Genomic DNA, 14387 nt, shown 5'->3' with positions numbered 1-14387 from the left:
CTACACCCCCCCTCACGCTCCCCCCCCCACACCGCAGCTGCCGAGCTGGAGGGAATATGTAGGTCGGTCTACAGATTTGTCCCCGGCGCGCCGAGAACCCCGGCAGGGCAGGCCCAGGCGCAGAACCATGCCGCCGGCGCGCACAGGAAGTCGGACCCGTCGACTTCCTGTGCGCACCACGACCGCAGGTCCGGGGAGAATATGTAGGTCGGTCTACAGATTCGGCAGGCAGGTGCGGGCTCGGGGCTGTGCCGGGTGGGGTGGGGGGTCGGCGAGTTGGGTGCGCAGGCGTAGCAGGGCGTCGCGGATGCGGGTCTTGACGGTGCCGAGGGGGGCCCCGAGGGCTTCGGCGGCCTGGGCTTGGGTGCGACCGCCGTAGTAGACCAGCAGCAGGCATTCGCGCTGGACGTCGCTGAGGGTGGCCAGGGCGCGGCGGACCCGTTCGCGTTCCCGGCCGCGGTCCAGGTCGCGTTCGACCTGGTCGGCGACCTCGTCGAAGACCGGGGTGTAGGCGCGCAGGGCGGCGGTGCGGTCGCGGTCGGCGGCGGCCTGCGCGGAGCGGACCCGGTCGACGGCGCGCCGGTGGGCGAGGGTGAGCATCCAGGGCAGGACCTCGCCGCGCTCGGGACGGTAGCGCGCCGCCTCCCGCCACACCTGGAGGAACACCTCCTGGGTGACCTCCTCGGCCTGGGCGTGGTCGCGCAGCACCCGCAGCACCAGGCCCAGGACGGTTCCGGCGGTGGCGGCGTACAGCTCCTCGAAGGCCCGCTCGTCGCCGCCGGCCACGCGTGCCGCCAGGGTGCGCAGCCCGGCCTGCCCGCCGTCGCCCGGGTCGGTGCCGGAAGGTTCGGTGCCAGGGGTCTCGCCTGCCGGGGGCCGGGGTGCCGGGGGCCGGGTGGCCGGCCGGTCGATCAGTGCGTGCACACGGCGACCGTCTCGGAGCGGCCACCGCCTGGGCTACTCGCATCGTTTGCGCATCGTTGTGCCCGCGCGTGTGCCCGCGCGCGCTCCCCGGGCTGCCGCGGTGGTCCGGCCCGTCCGGCCTCGAAGCGTTGTGAGCCGCGTCACTTTCGCGGTGGCGGTGCAGCAGGGCGGTGCCGGGGTCCGTCATGGGGGCGAAGGTGACGGCGGAAGAGTGAGAAGAGTGAAGAGAGCGAGGGCGGCGGGTGAGGCTGCGCAGGGCCAGTCCCGGGATCGACTTCGTCGAGTTCGTACAGCAGCGTTCGGGCGCGCTGTTCCGGACGGCGTACGTGCTCACCGGGGACGCGCACACCGCGGAGGACCTCGTCCAGGAGGCGCTGGAACGGTCCTGCCGCAACTGGCGGCGGGTGGCGGCCGCGGAGGTGCCCGAGGCGTACGTGCGCCGGATCCTGGTGAACCTGGTCAACGACCGGTGGCGGCGGCTGAGCCGCTCCGGTGAGCGGCCCGGCGCGGCGCCCGGCGCCGAGCACGCCGACCCGCGCGACGCCTACCGGTCGGTGGAGTTGCGCGCGGAGCTCGTCACGGCGCTGCACACGCTGCCGATGGGGATGCGCACCGTGGTCGTCCTGTACTACCTCCACGACCTGGGGGACCAGGAGATCGCGCAGACGCTGGACATCTCCCCCGGCGCCGTGCGCTCCCAACTCGCCCGCGGCCTCGCGAAACTGCGGGCCGCACTGCCCCGGCAGGACGTCCCGTCCGCGCCGCCGACCTCGCGCGGAGGTGCGTGATGACCCGCTTCCCGTCCCACGATCCCGACCACCCCTCCCCTGGCCCCGGCTCCGCCCCCGACTTCGACCCCGACTTCGACAAGGAACTCCTCGCCGCCATGACCGCATTCGCCGACAACACCCCGGCCCCCGTCATCGACGCCCTCGCCATCCGGCGCACGGTGCGCCGTCGCACCGTGCTCAGCGGCGCGGTGGCGGCGGCCGCGGTGGTCGCCATCGGCACGGGTGCGGCACTGCTCGCGCCGGGTTCGGGTCCGTCGCCCTCCGGCGGCCTGCCCGCGGGCCCCGCGAACGCCTCGGCGCCGATGTCCTCCGGCACGCCCTCCCCCGCCGGGTCCGCTCCCGCGCCCGGGCCCTCGATGGCCTTCGGCACCCCCACGCCGCCGCCGATGCAGCCGACCGACGGGGTGCAGGTGAGTGTGCCGCCGGTCGCCAATCTGGCCAAGGACGCGGCCATCAGGGCGCTGGAGACGGCGGAACTGCGCTACGAGGTGCACGAGTTCACCGACTGGAACGTGCCCGCCGGGTCGGTCATCAACTCCGTGCCGCAGGCCGGCCACACCGTACCTGCGCACTCGACGGTCCAGGTGTTCGTCTCCAAGGGCAGGCCGGGCCGATGACCGGCACTGTCGCGTCCAACGCCGCTACGCAAGCTGCGAGTTGACGATATCCTCCGGCCTCCCGCCACACGGGCGGCGAAGCGGCCGGGCAAGGCCGTGCGCAGCAGGGTGGGCGGGCCGTGGACTGGGCCGGCCGGGTGAGGAGCGACGCGGTGGCGGCCCCCCTGCCCCGGCCCCCCTGCTGCGGGCCCCACCTGCGGCGATCTAGGGTGCAGGCATGATCTCCTCACCGATATCCGGCCCCGACCAGGCGATGCGGGTGCTGATGGAGGGCAATGCCCGTTTCGTCGCGGGCAGCCCGGAGCACCCCAACCAGGACGCCGGGCGCAGGGCCGCCCTCGCGCCGGCGCAGCGGCCCTTCGCGGTGCTGTTCGGCTGTTCGGACTCCCGGCTGGCGGCCGAGATCATCTTCGACCGGGGGCTGGGCGACCTGTTCGTGGTGCGGACGGCCGGGCACGTCACCGGGGCGGAGGCGCTGGGCAGCATCGAGTACGGGGTGAGCGTGCTGGAGTGTCCGCTGGTGGTGGTGCTGGGGCACGACTCGTGCGGCGCGGTGGGCGCGGCGATGGAGGCGCTGGACCGGGGGCGGCTGCCGGGCGGGTTCGTGCGGGACGTGGTGGAGCGGGTCACCCCGAGCGTGGTGTCGGCCCGGGCCGCGGGCATCGAGGACCCGGACGGGATCGTCGACGAGCACATCCGCCAGACCGTGGACCTGCTGCTGGAGCGTTCCCAGCTGCTGGCCGCCAGGGTGGCCGAGGGCGCGGCGGCCGTCGTGGGCCTGTCCTACCGGCTGCGCGACGGCCAGGCCCGTACGGTGGCCGCCCGCGGTCCGGTCAGCGCCTCGCTCTGACCGCCGGCCCGTACGGGTGCTGAACCGGCCCGTACGGCCGAACCGGCGTGCCAGGCCGGCCAACGTAGGGCCGTCTGCCCCCGCCGGGGCCGGGAACGCCGGGGCCGGGAACGCCGTGTCCGATCACCGCCAGCGCCCGCACCCGGGCGGGGGCAGAGTCGGAGGCCGGCAACGGTTTCCCACTCAAGGACGGCATTCCCGTGCACAAGGCCACCGATCTCAAGGTCCTCTACTTCGGCACCCCGGTGGTGCTGATCAGTTCGCGCAACGAGGACGGCGGCGCCAACCTGGCGCCGATGTCCTCGGCGTGGTGGCTGGGGCAGTCCTGCGTGCTGGGCCTCGGCAACACTGCCCAGACCGCTGTCAACCTGCGGCGCGAGGGCGAGTGCGTGCTCAACCTGCCCTCCTCCGGGCAGGTGGACGCCGTCGACGCCCTCGCGATGCTGACCGCCAATCCGGATCTGACCGAGCGCCGGCGCCAGCAGGGCTACCGCTTCGAGCGGGGCAAGTTCGCCGCCGCCGGGCTCACCGAGCAGCCGTCGGAGCTGGTGCGGGCGCCGCGCGTCGCCGAGTGCCCGGTCCAGTTGGAGTGCCGGTTGGAGGCGGCCACGCCGCTGGCGGGCAACCCGCAGTGCACCGCTTTCGAGGTCACCGTGGTGCGCGCGCACGTCGAGGAGCGCCTGCTCGTGCCCGGCACGGACCACTACGTGGACCCGCTCGGCTGGGATCCGCTGATCATGAAGTTCTGCGAGTTCTTCGGCGACGGGCGCCGGCTCGCCCCCTCCCGCCTTGCCGAGGGTTGGCAGATGCCGGGCCGCCTGCCCGCCAGCGTCCGGGCCTGACGCCCCGCCGCAGGTCCGCGAGCCCCCGCCTACCCGACCACCCAGCCGTCCGCCCGCCTAGTCGGCCGCCGCGGCGGGCACCAGGTCGTGGAGCAGGAAGTGGAGCTCGGTGTCGTCCGTCGACTCCATCCACAGCCCGTCGGCGTCGAGCACCGAGGCCGCGACCACCCGTGCCTCGGCGACGAGTTCGGGGTGGGAGTCGAAGCCCGGCCACGGCAGGACGGGGAAGTCGTTGTCCTCGCCGAAGCGCCGCACCTGTTCGATGTCGCCCAGGACGGCGGGCGGCAGCGACTCGTTCGCCCAGGACCACAGCCAGGTCTGCCGGGCGAGGCTGACGCTGCCGATCATCGTGAGCCGGCCGGTGAGGAACACCTCGCTCTTGCGCGACCACTTCCTCTTGCGCGACCAGGTGATCCGCGCGTCGTCCATCGACCAGTGGTACTGCACGTCACCTGACAGTCCGAAGCGCTCGACCATGAGGGCCTGCCGCGCGCGGGCACGTTCGCGGGCCGCGATCACGACGCCCTCCCACCGGGAGTGGTCGTGCTTCGAGTGGTCGTCCACCGTGCCTCCTCGTACGGAACTGCCGGCAAGATCATCCCATCCGGCCTGCTGCTCCGTCCGGGCCCGTCGGCCCCACCCCGGCGTGATCCGGAAGAGAGCCCCTACGCGCTGGCGCCGCAGGAGTCGCAGATGCGGGTGGCGGGCAGTTGGAGGAAGCAGGAGGGGCAGATCGCCGGGGGGCGGGGCGGGGTGGCGGCGGCCGCCTTGCGGTTGACGGCCGCTTGCAGGCGCGGGGCCAGGGCGGGGGTGCCGCCGTCGGCGGGCAGTTGGGCGCCGAAGTGCCGGTAGCAGGCGAGGCGGGCGGCGGCGGCGTGGTGTTCGCGGTCCATGTCCGCTGCGAGCGGCGGCTGTCCGGCCACGGCCAGTACTTCCTGGTAGCCGACGCCGACCATGCCGTCGGTGGAGTGGACCACCAGTGCGGTCAGCGGCGGGTCCCCGCGGCGGTGTGCCTCGCGCACCACCAGGGCCAGGACTTTGCCGATCCAGGTGCGCTGGTGCACCCGGGTGCGCACTCCGGCCGCCTCCTGGACGGTCTCGGCCAGTTCGGAGTAGGTGATCACCGCGTGGTAGCGGCGGGCCACGTCCACCAGGGCCGGGTAGGCGGCCCTGGTCCAGGCGACCTGGGCCTGGGTGGAGCTGACCGCCGAACCGTCCGCGACCCGCCAGTAGCCGCGCTGTTGCTGTTCCATTCGACCGCCCCTGAAACCTCGTCCGCCGGCCCCCGCCGGGAGCGAGGCTACCCCGCCCTGTGGCGCCCCGGGCCGCCGGGGGCTTGACTTCAAGTGCTGTTGAAGTCGTCGAATAGTCCCGACCGCAGCCGTACGGGCATCGCGGTCGATGCCCCGCCCGTACGGAACGACCCGGGTCCGGGGCCGCCTGCTTCCCGATCGTGCCGCAGGCGGCCCCGGCCCCGTCGTCGTCCGCCGGCCCACCACCCGCCACGGGGCGCAGGCGGGCGTCACCAGCAGAGCCGGGGGCCGGGCGTCACCGGCAGAGCCGCACGGCGGGCTCAGGCCGCCGCTTCGGCGAGGGTGTGGGCGACGAGGGCGTTGGCGTGGCCGTGGCCGAGGCCGTGCTCGGTCTTGAGCCAGGCGACGAGCTCCATGTGCTTGCCGAGCGGGGAGGCCCGGATGAGGTCCTTCCACTCGGCGACGGGTCGGCCGTACTTCTTCTCGATGGACGGGAAGTAGCTGGCAGGGCCCTTGGCGGGGGTGGCGGTCATGGTCGGTACGCCCTTTCGGGAACGGATGCGGTCGCGGTCTACCCAGGTAGGACCGCGACCGCATCGTCAACTCATCGCCCGGCTAAAGTGATCTGCGTCACACTCCGACCTTGCGCTTGGCCCGCCGCCGGGCGACGGGGGCGAGGGCGGGGTCGGCGTTCCAGGCGGCGACGGGGTTGCCGAGCCAGCGGGTGGTGCCGGGGACGTTCTCGCCGCGCATGACCAGGGAGGCGGGGCCGACGGTGGTGCCGGCGCCGAGGGAGGAGTTGAGCAGGACGATGGAGTGCGGGCCGGTGGTGGAGCCGGGGCCGAGGTGGACGGGGCCCAGGCGCATGACCCGGTCGTGGAAGAGGTGGGTCTGCAGGACGGTGCCGCGGTTGACGCTGGCGCCGGCCTCGACGGTGACGAGGTCGCTCTCGGGCAGCCAGTGGGTCTCGCACCACACGCCGCGCCCGATGTGGGCGCCGAGGCTGCGCAGCCAGGCGTTGAGGTAGGGCGTGCCGGTGATGGTGGAGCCGCCGAAGGGCATGGCGAGTTCCTCGACGAAGCTGTCGTAGAGCTCGTTGCGCCACACGAAGGTGGACCACAGGGGGTGTTCGGCGACGCGGAAGCGTCCGACGAGGAGCCACTTGGCGGCGGTGGTGACCAGGCAGGCGATGAGGGCGGCGCCGATGAGGACGAGGCCGGCGGCGGCGAGGGCGCGCGTGAGGCCGTAGTCGTCGCGCAGTTCCTGGAGGGTGGCGAGGACGAGGTCGCCGAGGAGGGCGGCGAGGACGATGGGCAGCAGGCGGCACAGTTCGACGCCGGCGCGGGCCCACATCAGGCGCCGGGGCGGGTTGTAGGTGCGGGCGTCGCCGCCGGCGGCCGCGACGCGCGGCAGGGCGAAGGCGGGGCGGCCGAGCCAGGAGGAGCCTTCGGGGGCGTTGACGGGGGTGTCGGACAGGACGCCGACGAGGGAGTTGTCGGGCAGTCGGCGGCCGGGGCCGACGATGCCGGAGTTGCCGACGAAGGAGCGGCGCCCGACGTGCGAGGGGCCGATGTGCAGCCAGCCGCCGCGCAGTTCGTAGGGGGCGACGAGGGTGTCGTCGGCGAGGAAGGCGCCGTCGTCGACGCGCATCAGGCCGGGCAGGGACAGGACGGTGGAGGCTTCGACGCGGCGGCCGACCTTGGCGCCGAGCAGGCGCAGCCACACCGGGGTGAAGAGGCTGGCGTAGAAGGGGAAGAGGGTGCGCCGGGCGGTGTCGCTGAGCCGGGTGACGGCCCAGGCGCAGTAGGCGACGCGGCCGTGGGCGGGGTGGAAGCCGGGGCGCAGCGGGATGGACAGGAGGCGGACCATGATCGCTATCAGCGTGGCGTGGCACACCAGGGTGAGGGCGGCCAGCGGGATGGTGGCGGGCAGGAGTTGGAGGAGGGCCGCGGTGAGGGTGCGGTCGGTGTCGACCATCGTGAAGACGATGGCGAGCGCGGGGAGGGCGGCGATGATCGGCAGGAGGCCGAAGACGGTCAGGCCGACGCCGTAGGCGAGGTTCCAGAAGCGGGAGCGGGGGGTGGCGGCGGCTGCGGGCCAGGTGGTGCGAACCTCGGTGGAGGGCCGGGCCGGGGAGCCGTGCCAGTGTTCGCCGGCGGGTACGACGCCGGTGACGCAGGAGCCGGGGGCGATGTCGGCGCCGGCGCCGATGCGGGCGCCGGGCATGAGGGTGGAGCGGCCGCCGATGCGGGCGCCGTCGCCGATGTCGATGCGGCCGAGGTGGAGGGTGTCGCCGTCGAGCCACCAGCCGGCGATGTCGGCTTCGGGTTCGACGGTGGCGCCGGCGCCGATGCGGGCGAGGCCGGTGACGGGGGGCAGGGTGTGCAGGAGGACGCCGGTGCCGATGCGGCAGCCGAGCGCGCGGGCGTAGCGGCGGGCCCAGGGGGTGCCGGCGAGGGCGCCGACGCCGAAGAGGGTGACGGCGCGTTCGGCGGCCCACAGTCGCAGGTGGGCCTGGCCGCCGCGGGGGTGGCTGCCGGGGCGCAGGCCGGCGGTGAGCAGGCGGGCGGTGCCGGCGGCGAGGAGGGTGCGGCCGGGGGCGCTGTAGAAGAGGAGGAGGCCGGCGGCGACGGGCCACCAGGAGCTGTGCGGGGCCCAGCTGAGCTGGTTGCCGATGAGGTTGTCGAAGGCGGTGAGGGCGAGGATCCAGCGCAGTCCGGAGATGCTGAAGACGCCGAGCAGGATGAGGGTCTGCCACAGGCCGGCGCTGGCGGGGGTGCGGCGCACGGTGCGGACGGGGGCGGGGGTGGGGGGGTGTGCGGCGCCGCCGGTATGAGGGGGGCCGGCGAGGTTGTCGAGGTAGTCGGCGAGGTCGCCGAGGACGGGGTGGGCGTAGAGGTCGGCGACGGAGACGCCGGGGTGGCGGGTGCGCAGTTCGGAGACGAGGCGGGCGGCGGTGAGGCTGGAGCCGCCGAGGGCGAAGAAGTCGTCGCCGGGGCCGGGGGCCGTGCCGAGCATGCCCTCCCAGCGGCCGGCGAGCCAGCCGGCGGTGCCGTCCAGGGGGGCGGCGGTGCCGGGGGTGGCGGTGCCGGTGGTGGCGAGCGGCCAGGGCAGGGCGTTGCGGTCGACCTTGCCGGAGGTGCGGGTGGGCAGGGAGTCGACGAGGGCGAGGACGGGCACGAGCGGGGCGGGCAGGCGTCCGAGCAGGTGCTGGCGGGCGGCGGTGAGGTCGGGGGTGGTGCCGGGCTGGGCGACGAGGTAGCCGATCAGCAGGTCGGCGCCGGCGGGGCTCTTGCGGACGGCGGCGGCCGCGGCGCGGATGCCGGGCAGGGCCTGGAGGGCGGCGTCGATCTCGCCGAGTTCGATGCGCCGGCCGCCGAGTTTGATCTGGTCGTCGGCGCGGCCGACGAAGACGAGGCCTTCGGGGTCGTTGCGCACGAGGTCGCCGCTGCGGTAGACGCGCGGGGAGGCGAGGGCGGGGTGGGCGCTGAACTTCTCGGCGTCCTTGGCGGGGTCGAGGTAGCGGGCGGTGCCGATGCCGGTGATGAGGAGTTCGCCGGTCTCGTACCAGGGGACGGGGTGGCCGGCGGCGTCGACGACGGCGATCTCCCAGCCGTCCAGGGGGGTGCCGATGCGTACGGGCTGGCCGGGGAGCATGCGGGCGGCGGTGGCGACGACGGTGGTCTCGGTGGGGCCGTAGGTGTTCCAGAACTCGCGGCCGGGGGTGGCCAGGCGCTCGACGAGTTCGGCGGGGCAGGCCTCGCCGCCGACGATGATCAGGCGCACGGCGTCCAGGCACTCCTGCGGCCACAGGGCGAGCAGGGTGGGGACGGTGGAGATGGCGGTGATGCGGCGTTCGACGAGCCAGGGGCCGAGGTCGGTGCCGGCCTTGACGAGGGAGCGGGGGGCGGGCACCAGGCAGGCGCCGTGGCGCCAGGCCAGCCACATCTCCTCGCAGGAGGCGTCGAAGGCCACCGACAGGCCGGCCAGGACACGGTCGCCGGGGCCGAGCGGCTGCTGCCGCAGGAAGAGGCGGGCCTCGGCGTCGACGAAGGCGGCCGCGGAGAGGTGGGTGACGGCGACGCCCTTGGGGCGGCCGGTGGTGCCGGAGGTGAAGATGATCCACGCGTCGTCGGCGGGGGTGGGCCAGACGGGGTTGCCGCGGGGCCCGGCCCCGGAGCCGGGGGCGAGCCGGCGTTCGGCGCCGAGGACGGCGCACACCTGGGCGTCCTGCCAGATCATGTCGGCGCGCTCGTCGGGGTCGTCGGCGTCGACGGGCACGTAGGCGGCGCCGCAGCGCAGCACGGCCAGGATGGCGACGTACAGGTCGGCGGTGCCGGAGGGGATGCGCACGCCGACCCGGTCTCCGGCGCCGATGCCGTGCCCGGCGAGGACGCCGGCGAGGGTGTCGACCTCGTGCATGAGGGCGCGGTAGTCGAGTACGGCGGTGCCGGTGTCCAGCGCGGGTGCGTGCGGGTGGGCGTCGGCGGTGGCGGTGACGATGTCGAGCAGGCTGCGGGGGTGCGCGGGCCGGACCGCCGGCCAACCGGCGGCGTGAGCGGGCCCGGGACGGTTCAGCGTTCCCGGGCCTGCCATGTCCTGGCGTGCGTCCATAAGGAGTGTCCTCGGCTGGGAGTAGTCATTAAGGATGAATGCGGGGAGTCACCTTGCGTGGTGCCTCACTCACCATGACTCCACTGGGAGCCCGCTGGATGCCGTGGAGGTGGAGTCAAAGGAACTTTTCATTTTCGGCGACATATGGGGGCATCAGGGAACGATTCGAAAGTCATTTCGGGGTTTTTCGATCGCTTTCGGCGGCGAAGGGTAATCGCCGGAGGCAGGAGGCATATGACGCGAAGGCGAAGAGTGGTCTACGCCATAGCGGCGGGGACGCTACCGGTAGTGAAAGCGGACCCGCCAGATCTGGAGGTTTAGCGATGATGGTGGCCGGATCCCGCCGGTGGCCCGCGGGGGGCGGGGGCGGCCTCGGGGGCGCCGTCGGGAGCGGCGCGTCCGGCACGGAGGGCGGCGCACGGCTCGTCTGGTACGCGGCGTACGGGTCGAACCTGCACGCCGCCCGGCTCGCCTGCTACCTGCGCGGCGGCCGCCCCGACGGCGGCGCGCACACCTACCCCGGCTGCCGCGACCACCACCCGCCGCGCCGGGACGTGGCCGCGACCCTGCCCGGCACGCTGTACTTCGCGCGGGAGTCGGCGGTGTGGGGCGGCGGCAGCGGCTTCTACGATCCGGACGCACCGGGTGAACTCCCCTTCCGGGCCTACTTGATGACGGTCAGTCAGTTCAGCGACATCGCCGCCCAGGAGATGCGCCGCTCCCCCGACACCGACCTCGACCTCACCCGCACCCTCACGCACGGACGCGACCGGCTCGGGCCCGGCCGGTACGAGACGCTGGTGCACGCGGGCGAGTTGGACGGGCACCCGCTGCTGACCTTCACCGCCCCCGAAGGCCTGGCCGGCGCCGCACTCAATCCACCCTCGGCGCCCTATCTGCGCACCCTGGCCGCAGGCCTGGCCGAGTCCCACGGCTGGAACGCGCACCGCTGCGCCGACTACCTGGCCTCCCGCCCGGGCGCCGCCGGGCACTGGACCGCGGCGGACGTCCTGGCCGCACTGGGCGGTGGTCTGGACCTTTAGGTCCCGTTCACCCCGTGGTGACCGTACGGTGACAACTGCGTGGGTTCCGGCCACATCAGGCAAAGGAAACGCCAGGCCACCGCACGGGTGAACCGGCGCCTCCCGCCGGGGGGGGGGGGGGGGCGGCGGCGGCCACTCGGCGGCTTCGTCAAAGGCGGTTTTAAGACCGCGCCCTTCAGCTTGAGCGTTGGCCGTGCAGGAGGAGGGGGACGGCGCGGTTGGCGAGCGCTTCGGCGGCGCGGGCGGCCTGGGCGGGGGCCATGACGTCCGGGAGTTCGTGGGCACGGACGAAGCGGGCGCCGAACAGTCCACTGCGATGCCGGGGCGGGACGGTGAGGCGGGTGTCATCGCGCACGGTGCCGCCGTCGAAGACGAGGTTGAGGCGGCGGCACCCTCGGCCTGATGCTCGACCAGCTCGAACACAGAATCCTGATAGAGGGTTTCCCCGAGTACGCCGACAAGGAAGCCGAAGCGACCGCCATCCGGCTCTTCCAGATCGGGGTCATCTCAGGGCTGCTGCAGACTCCCGAGTATGCGGCAGCCTATGACCAGGCACCGGTCACGCGCGGGACCGTCACTCAGCAGCAGGCCGATGAGCGCATGCGGTTCCTCCTCGCCCGGCAGGAACGGATCGACCGACCGTCTCCGCCGTACGTCCAGGCCGTACTCGACGAGTGGAGCCTGCGACGGCCGATCGGCGGGCCTGCGGTGATGGTGGGCCAGCTGGCCCACCTGGAGAAGTTGGCCGGTCTACCGAACATGACCATCCAGGTAGCCCCGCTCAGCCTCGGAGAGCAACGGCCGTTCGCGCATCCAGTGACACTTCTGACGATGCCGAATCGTTCGCTGCTCGGCTATTCGGAGAGCCACCTGCGCGGCCATCTGGAGCGCGACGCCGAAACCCTCGCAGGCTGGGCCAGGGAGTACGATCGGCTGCAAGCCGAGGCACTGCCTCTGGCCCCGTCGCTTGAGCTGATCCGCGCAGTACGGAAGGAATTTGAAAGTGCACCTTGACCTATCCGGCGCTCGCTGGCGCAAGAGCACGTTCAGCGGCCAGGGCGGCGAATGCATCGAGGTAGCGGACGGCTTCCCCGGCATCGTCCCGGTCCGCGACTCCAAGGACCCCAACGGCCACACCCTCGCCTTCCCCGCCGATGCCTGGCAGGCCTTCGTCACCGCCGTCGGCACCGGCGAGTTCGACGCCAACTAGGCCTATCTGACGCCAGAGTGGGAAGTCATCCCCATCGACTTCCCACTCCACCCGCAGGAGGCAACGCGATGGCAACCACCTGGCGCAAGAGTTCGCACAGCGGCGGCGGAGGCGAATGCATCGAGGTCGCCGACGGCTTCAGCGGCGTGCAGCCCGTCCGAGACTCCAAGGACCCCGACGGACCCGTCCTCTGCTTCCCCGCCCCCGCTTGGCAGGCCTTCGTCACCGCCGTCCGCGTCGGCGAGTTCGACGCCCGGGAGACCCGCCTCTCGGCGAGCTGACCCGTGGCCTGCGGCGACCTGATCGACCCGGGCACCGACGCGACCGGGATGCCCCGTGCTTCACCTGCGGCGGCGGGGGCCCGGCCGTTCTCCAGCCGGATCCACGCGGCCTTCTCGATCGGCTCGGGCATCGTGTGCGCCCTCGTTCAGGCCGCGACGGGCGCGCCGGCGACGCGGCGTTCGCCGCCGTTGCGCTCGCGCCACGCCCGGTAGACGTCGATGGCCGCGTCGCTGGGCAGGTAGCGCATCGGCAGCCGGCGCTCGTCCCAGTTCTTGGCGAACTCACTGTAGAAGGTGGCGAGTTCGAAGTACTTGCGGTCGTCGACGTAGTGCGGTTCGTAGTCGTCGCGGGTGGTGAGGAAGACGACCTCGTCGGGGCTGCAGTAGTAGAGCGAGCCCAGGCACATCGGGCAGGGGTGGGCGAGGACGTAGATGGTGGTGCCGGTCAGGTGCTCGGTGCCGAGCCTCGTGCAGGCGTCGCGGATGGCGAGGATCTCGGCGTGCGCGGTGGGGTCGCCGGTCTGGGCGACCTTGTTCGGGCTCTCGGCGAGGATCTCGCCGTCCTTGACGATGACGGTGGCGAACGGGCGCCCGCCTTCGGCGACGTTGCGGCGGGCGAGGTCGATGGTGTGCTGAGCGAAGTCCACGGTGGCGGTTCCTTGCCGGTCGGGGGCGGGCCGGGGTGGGACGGCGGGGGGGGGGGGGCGGGGGGGGCCCCCCCCCCCCCCCGCGCGGGGGTCAGAACGGCTTGGTGGGCAGGTACTTGCCGTCCAGGGTGATGACGGCGCGGTGGCCGCCCTCGGGGTCCTCGACGGTCTTGACGTCGAGCTTGAAGTTGATGGCGCTGATGATGCCGTCGCCGAGCTGCTCGTGGACCAGGGCCTTGAGGGTGGTGCCGTAGACCTGGAGCATCTCGTAGAAGCGGTAGATGGTCGGGTCGGTGGGGATGCCGCCGGGGATGCTGCCGCGCAGCGGGATGGTCTGGAGCAGCCGGGCCGCGTCCTCGTCCAGGCCCAGGAGTTCGGTGACGGCCTTGGCCGCGTCGGCGGGCAGGGCGTGCTGGCCGAGCAGGGCGGCGGTGACGAAGGCGACGGACAGGCCGGTCGTGTCGGCGAGCTCCTGCCAGGTGAGGTCCTTGCGGGTCTTGGCGTCGACGACCTCCAGGGCGAGCTGCTGACGGGCGGTCTGGTCGAACTGCGCGTGCACCATGGGGCGGGCCTTTCGGGGATGGGTCCGGGGCGGGTGCCCGGACCTGGTCTGGGGGTGGTGGGAGGGAATGGTCGAGGGGGTGGTCAGCCCGCCAGGGCGACGAACCGTCCGCTGTCGGTGTCGAGCGTCTCGGCGGAGCCGGATCCGATGTCGTAGACCCAGCCGTGCAGGGTCACCCTGCCCTGCACCAGGGCCTTGGCCACCGACGGGTGGGTCTTCAGGTTGGCCAGCTGGGCGAGGACGTTGTCCTTCACCAGGGCGGCGACCCGCTCCGCGCCGGCCAGGTGCTCGGCCGCGTCGGTGCGGGCCTTGGCGACGTCCGCGTGGTGCAGCCAGGTGGCGACGGCGGGCAGGCCGGTGAGGTCGCCACCGGAGGCGAGGGCGGTCATCGCGCCGCACGCGGAGTGCCCGCAGACGATCACGTCCGTGACCCCGAGCACGCCGACCGCGTACTCGATGCTCGCCGCGACACCGTCCGCGCCCCGGGTGTACGGGGGCACGAGGTTGCCGGCGGTGCGGATGACGAACAGCTCGCCCGGATCGGTCTGGGTGATCAGCTCCGGCACGACCCGGGCGTCCGAGCAGCCGATGAACAGCGCGGTCGGCTGATGGGTGGTGGCGAGCCTCTTGAACAGTGCCGCCCGGGTCGGGAACACGTCCCGGCTGAACCGCTGGAAACCCTGCGCCATCTCGTTCATGAGGTCACTCCTTCTTCGACGACCGTTGGTGCCTGCCGATGACCTCAACGATGCA

General features: G+C 73.3%; 17 protein-coding genes. 8 read left to right on the top strand and 9 right to left on the bottom strand.

What is annotated here, in order from left to right; all coding sequences use genetic code 11:
• Positions 1-213 precede the first annotated feature (213 nt).
• Positions 214-807, bottom strand: a complete 594-nt coding sequence (gene sigK, locus ACFV6I_RS15240) for an ECF RNA polymerase sigma factor SigK (protein ID WP_380425579.1) — start codon at positions 805-807, stop codon at positions 214-216.
• A gap of 365 nt (positions 808-1172) precedes the next feature.
• Here sigK and ACFV6I_RS15235 point away from each other — a divergent pair, with 365 nt between their 5' ends.
• The 4 genes from ACFV6I_RS15235 (at position 1173) to ACFV6I_RS15220 (ending at position 4024) form a co-directional block, all read left to right on the top strand.
• Positions 1173-1712 (top strand): SigE family RNA polymerase sigma factor, encoded by a 540-nt coding sequence (locus tag ACFV6I_RS15235; RefSeq protein ID WP_380346265.1) that lies wholly within the window; start codon positions 1173-1175, stop codon positions 1710-1712.
• Positions 1712-2332, top strand: a complete 621-nt coding sequence (locus tag ACFV6I_RS15230; protein ID WP_380425575.1) for a PASTA domain-containing protein — start codon at positions 1712-1714, stop codon at positions 2330-2332. The genes ACFV6I_RS15235 and ACFV6I_RS15230 overlap by 1 nt, the downstream gene beginning before the upstream one ends.
• Positions 2333-2549: 217 nt before the next feature.
• A complete protein-coding gene (locus ACFV6I_RS15225) occupies positions 2550-3182 on the top strand; it encodes a carbonic anhydrase (RefSeq protein ID WP_380425573.1) in 633 nt (210 codons plus the stop codon).
• 200 nt (positions 3183-3382) lie between these two features.
• Positions 3383-4024, top strand: coding sequence for a flavin reductase family protein (locus ACFV6I_RS15220; protein WP_380346260.1), 642 nt, complete (start codon positions 3383-3385; stop codon positions 4022-4024).
• 57 nt (positions 4025-4081) lie between these two features.
• Here ACFV6I_RS15220 and ACFV6I_RS15215 read toward each other — a convergent pair whose 3' ends face one another.
• The 4 genes from ACFV6I_RS15215 to ACFV6I_RS15200 all read right to left on the bottom strand — a co-directional run bounded on the left by ACFV6I_RS15215 (position 4082) and on the right by ACFV6I_RS15200 (position 9891).
• Positions 4082-4588 carry a DUF6882 domain-containing protein gene (locus ACFV6I_RS15215; protein WP_063352908.1) on the bottom strand — a complete coding sequence of 169 codons (507 nt, stop codon included), beginning with the start codon at positions 4586-4588 and terminating at the stop codon, positions 4082-4084.
• 101 nt (positions 4589-4689) lie between these two features.
• Positions 4690-5277 carry a hypothetical protein gene (locus ACFV6I_RS15210; protein ID WP_063352909.1) on the bottom strand — a complete coding sequence of 196 codons (588 nt, stop codon included), beginning with the start codon at positions 5275-5277 and terminating at the stop codon, positions 4690-4692.
• A gap of 320 nt (positions 5278-5597) precedes the next feature.
• On the bottom strand, positions 5598-5810 hold the full coding sequence (locus tag ACFV6I_RS15205) for a DUF4287 domain-containing protein (RefSeq protein ID WP_063352910.1): 213 nt from the start codon (positions 5808-5810) through the stop codon (positions 5598-5600).
• A gap of 97 nt (positions 5811-5907) precedes the next feature.
• Positions 5908-9891 carry a Pls/PosA family non-ribosomal peptide synthetase gene (locus tag ACFV6I_RS15200; protein WP_380425571.1) on the bottom strand — a complete coding sequence of 1328 codons (3984 nt, stop codon included), beginning with the start codon at positions 9889-9891 and terminating at the stop codon, positions 5908-5910.
• A 323-nt stretch (positions 9892-10214) separates the two neighbouring features.
• On the opposite strand from ACFV6I_RS15200, the gene ACFV6I_RS15195 reads away from it, so the two are divergent.
• Positions 10215-10934: a histone deacetylase gene (locus ACFV6I_RS15195; protein WP_380425569.1), complete on the top strand. Its 720-nt coding sequence runs from the start codon at positions 10215-10217 to the stop codon at positions 10932-10934.
• 175 nt (positions 10935-11109) lie between these two features.
• Here ACFV6I_RS15195 and ACFV6I_RS15190 read toward each other — a convergent pair whose 3' ends face one another.
• Positions 11110-11289: a hypothetical protein gene (locus ACFV6I_RS15190; protein WP_380425567.1), complete on the bottom strand. Its 180-nt coding sequence runs from the start codon at positions 11287-11289 to the stop codon at positions 11110-11112.
• A 47-nt stretch (positions 11290-11336) separates the two neighbouring features.
• Here ACFV6I_RS15190 and ACFV6I_RS15185 point away from each other — a divergent pair, with 47 nt between their 5' ends.
• The 3 genes from ACFV6I_RS15185 to ACFV6I_RS15175 all read left to right on the top strand — a co-directional run bounded on the left by ACFV6I_RS15185 (position 11337) and on the right by ACFV6I_RS15175 (position 12425).
• Positions 11337-11948 (top strand): DUF5753 domain-containing protein, encoded by a 612-nt coding sequence (locus ACFV6I_RS15185; RefSeq protein ID WP_380425565.1) that lies wholly within the window; start codon positions 11337-11339, stop codon positions 11946-11948.
• Complete coding sequence (locus ACFV6I_RS15180) at positions 11932-12144, top strand: DUF397 domain-containing protein (RefSeq protein ID WP_380425563.1); 213 nt, start codon at positions 11932-11934, stop codon at positions 12142-12144. Before ACFV6I_RS15185 ends, ACFV6I_RS15180 begins: the two co-directional genes overlap by 17 nt.
• A gap of 68 nt (positions 12145-12212) precedes the next feature.
• Positions 12213-12425 (top strand): DUF397 domain-containing protein, encoded by a 213-nt coding sequence (locus ACFV6I_RS15175; RefSeq protein WP_380425561.1) that lies wholly within the window; start codon positions 12213-12215, stop codon positions 12423-12425.
• A 146-nt stretch (positions 12426-12571) separates the two neighbouring features.
• On the opposite strand, the gene ACFV6I_RS15170 is transcribed toward ACFV6I_RS15175, so the two are convergent.
• From ACFV6I_RS15170 to ACFV6I_RS15160, 3 genes are all read right to left on the bottom strand, one after another.
• Complete coding sequence (locus ACFV6I_RS15170) at positions 12572-13072, bottom strand: nucleoside deaminase (protein WP_063352916.1); 501 nt, start codon at positions 13070-13072, stop codon at positions 12572-12574.
• 91 nt (positions 13073-13163) lie between these two features.
• A complete protein-coding gene (gene cynS / locus ACFV6I_RS15165; protein WP_350881326.1) occupies positions 13164-13634 on the bottom strand; it encodes a cyanase in 471 nt (156 codons plus the stop codon).
• 83 nt (positions 13635-13717) lie between these two features.
• The gene (locus tag ACFV6I_RS15160) at positions 13718-14332 is read right to left on the bottom strand and encodes a carbonic anhydrase (protein ID WP_380425559.1); all 615 of its coding nucleotides are present in this window, start codon (positions 14330-14332) and stop codon (positions 13718-13720) included.
• Positions 14333-14387: the final 55 nt, after the last annotated feature.

Source organism: Kitasatospora sp. NPDC059803 (assembly GCF_042732255.1).
Classification (GTDB): Bacteria; Actinomycetota; Actinomycetes; order Streptomycetales; family Streptomycetaceae; genus Kitasatospora.
This window is presented reverse-complemented; position numbering and strand designations above follow the sequence as displayed.